Annotated in this window: 2 protein-coding genes; both read right to left on the bottom strand. The window is 45.9% G+C overall.

The genetic code is table 11. The features are described 5' to 3' along the window. Window positions 1-114: 114 nt before the first annotated feature. Window positions 115-2,085 (bottom strand): CHASE2 domain-containing protein, encoded by a 1,971-nt coding sequence (locus PN462_RS23100; protein WP_272131219.1) that lies wholly within the window; start codon window positions 2,083-2,085, stop codon window positions 115-117. Window positions 2,086-2,289: 204 nt separating this feature from the next. Next, window positions 2,290-3,037: hypothetical protein (locus PN462_RS23095; RefSeq protein ID WP_272131218.1), on the bottom strand; the 748-nt coding region annotated here is incomplete at its 5' end.

Genomic DNA, 3,037 nt, shown 5'->3' with positions numbered 1-3,037 from the left:
GGATTTTTTTTAATCCATTCATTTAATTCTTGAATATATTGTTCTTGTTGACTTTCCATAACAATTTTCCTGAATTCTCGATATTTTAATTTTACTCCATTCTGACCTCTTTGTTTACAACTCCAATAAAAATGCTATATAACCATTATTCTGCTCTTTCACTTGTTGATGAACTGCATCAAAGGCATTATTTAAAATGTTCAGAAAGGCTCGACTTAAATCTTGCGGAATGACCTTCATGGGAGGCAAAGAGTCATCCAACTCTTTCACAATTTTTGGGTCAAAATCCTTGGCTTTAGCATGATAATTATGATAAACTAATTGTACTGCTTCTTCTAGTAAAACATTGAGGTCAGTGGACACAGGTTTCCCGCGTTCTTCGTGGGCGTGCATCATCATTTGTTCGATAATGGCTTCAATGCGCTTGCCGTGTTGGTGAATACTCTGCACTGACTCTTGGAAATCCACAAAAATTTCTTCAAAGGTTTCTATTGCCTCCTCATCCAACTGTTCTGCATTTGCATCTAATTCTTCCTTAATTTCCTCGGTTAACTCTAAACAAATTTTGGCGAAATTATTAACAAAATTAAGGGGATTTCGGATTTCGTGGGCAATCCCTGCCGTGAGTGACCCCAAAAACGCCAATTTCTCTTGAGCAATCATCTGTTGTTGGGCTTTTTGTAACTCTTGTAAGGTTTGCTCTAATTGGTGATTCTTATTCCTTAACTCCTCCGTCCGTTGTTCCACCTTAATTTCCAATGTCCGCGCATAGTCTTCAATTTTCTGATAGGAACGGCGCAAATTTTCCACCAGAATGACCCCTATTTTCGTCACCGCAGCCCCCGATAAGGCTAAAAAGGAGGGGACTACGGGAATCCACCAATTGCCTAAAAATGCTCCATACACCGACCCCAACAACACCCCACTGGCCAATACAAACATCCCCCCGGTTTGCCAAAAGGAAATCCGGGCCATGTCATCCACTGTTTTCCAACGACAGATCAAGACTGCACCTACCCCAGACCATACAAAAATCCAGAGTAGTTCTAAGGGTTCAACTAGAGGCATAATTAACCCCCGTTCCCCCAAGGCCGCACTAATTAAAGAACTGGTAGTATGAGCAATGACTTCAACCCCGGCCATTCGTTCTTGGTCTCCAAGTAAGGGGTCACTGTAGGGGGTGAGGAGGATATCTTTGAGACTGGGTGCAGTGGACCCAATTAAGACAATACGATCGCGGAATAAATCCGACGCAATCTCCCCCTCCAACACCTCTTGCAACGACACCACCGGAAATGTCCCCTGGGGCCCTCGATAATTCAGCAAAATCTGATATCCTGCCGTATCTTCCCGAATATATCCCCCCGAATAGGGAGACAACGGAGGCATAATGACATCTCCCAGTTTTACTTGGTCTTCCTTCACCGTCTCCGGTTCAATGCCGATATCCTCTTGGGATAAATAAAGCCAAGCTAACTTAAACCCAATCCCAAAAACAATATTTTCCTCTAAGTCTTCTCCATAAAGAAAAATGCGACGGGTTTTCCCGTCCATATCCCAAGGAATATCATTAAAGGCCACTTGTCCTAACTCTGCAAGGACGGGAGGAGGAGCAATGGCCACTGACTGATCAGAAGGAATGGCCGTTGTGGGGGAATTAGAACTGACATTGTTATCATCTGCGACTATTTTCTTAATACCAATTAAATTGGGAGTCGAACGCATCACCTGTTCTAACTCCTCATATCCCTCCCCAACAGGTAAATCTCGATAAACGTCCAACCCAATGGCCACCGGGTCTTGGGCTTTAATTTTCTTCAGTAAATCCGCCAATATGGTATCCGAAAACGGCCAACCCCCGGCATACTCTAAATCATCTTCATCAAACCCGACGATGACAATACGAGAGTTTTCTAGGGTTTGAGGCCGCAGTTGCAACATCCCGTCATAGGCCGCCAACTCCAAAATTTGCAACAACCCCCCAAAGCGGAGAACAACGACCAAACTTCCCACCGTTCCAGCAATAATCCAATTTTTCCCTTGTTGCCAAAAGGGTTGAGATAATAAACTTTGCAGACGTTTCATGGTTTAAACGGGTCAGTGATTCCCAAAGAAAAGAGTTTAACGCAGACACCCAATTGTCCTGTATTTTAGCCCTAATTTTGGGAGGGAGGTAGGGGCAAAAAAAGAGTGAATGGGGTGAAACTTCCTATTCTCTGGGAATTTTCACCACACTCACTCACATACTGACCCAGGGGTCAAGACTGACTGAGAATTAAAGGAGGGAGATTAACTATTTAATTCGATCTGGGACACTAACCCCAATACCTCAGAGGTGGTTTTCACGGGAGACTCTGGGGGTTGAACGGACGGCCAGGCGGTTTTCAGTTCGTCTAAACTTTCGGTAATGGTTTCGTGATCATCTGGTTGTTCTTCCTGCATTTGTTCGGCAATATTGCCATACAGTTCTTCGGCGTAGAGGACAAACCCCCGTGAATCTTGATATTCGAGGACTTCGACAAATTTTCCGTCAGCAATGGCCGCTTCGTATTCTTCGGCGGCGGTGGCGAGGAGTTGGTTGATCACGGGGAGGATAAAATCGGGAGAGGTGCGTTGTTCTTCGGGTAAGGCTGCGATCGCATCATCAATTTCGGCCATCGCTTCCGTAAAGGCTTCCTTGGTTTCCGATGCTGCGGGGGCAGACTTCGAGAGGTCATGGAGTTCCGTTAATTGTTCCTTAAACGGCTCAACACCACGCTCCTCTAGCTTCCCTTCAATTGTCCCATAAATTTCGTCAACGGGATGACCGATATGGGGTTCTGCGGCTTCGTAGGCTTCCTCATCCATCAATTCTTGGGCAACAATAAGATGGCCTTTCATTAAGCCTAAAGCGGTCATATAGTCAACGTCAGGGTTGCCAGTGGACGCACCTTCGCCACCTTCGCCGCCTTCGCCACCTTCACCGCCTTCGCCACCTTCGCCGCCTTCGCCACCTTCACCGCCTTCGCCACCTTCACCACCTTCACCGCCTTCGCCG

Origin of the sequence: Spirulina sp. CS-785/01 (assembly GCF_028330525.1) — a bacterium.
GTDB lineage: Bacteria > Cyanobacteriota > Cyanobacteriia > Cyanobacteriales > Spirulinaceae > JAQMSD01.
The sequence above is the reverse complement of the archived record's forward strand: the minus strand, read 5'-3'. Positions and strand labels throughout refer to the sequence as shown.